Below are 258 nucleotides of genomic sequence, written 5' to 3'. Positions count from 1 at the left end.
GACGACAAGCCACAGGCAAATCTGGCAAAGCGCGAGGTGTAACACCTTCAACGGCCTGCGCCATTTGGCGAATATGCTCCGGCGTTGTACCACAACAGCCACCAATCAGATTTAAAAAGCCGCTGCTAGCCCACTCTTTTACATGCTCTGCCATATCTTCTGGAGAAAGGTCATATTCTCCAAAAGCATTCGGCAAACCTGCGTTAGGGTGTGCGGAAACAAATGATTCAGAAATACGAGAAAGCTCTTCCACGTATG

General features: G+C 48.8%; 1 protein-coding gene. It reads right to left on the bottom strand.

The window, feature by feature from the left end; translation table 11 throughout:
* The coding region (locus IEX97_RS12970) for a homocysteine S-methyltransferase family protein (RefSeq protein ID WP_188883520.1) at positions 1 to 258 on the bottom strand (258 nt) is incomplete at both ends.

It is taken from the genome of Paenalicyclobacillus cellulosilyticus (assembly GCF_014647315.1).
GTDB classification, from domain to species: Bacteria; Bacillota; Bacilli; order Alicyclobacillales; family Alicyclobacillaceae; genus Alicyclobacillus_J; species Alicyclobacillus_J cellulosilyticus.
This window is presented reverse-complemented; position numbering and strand designations above follow the sequence as displayed.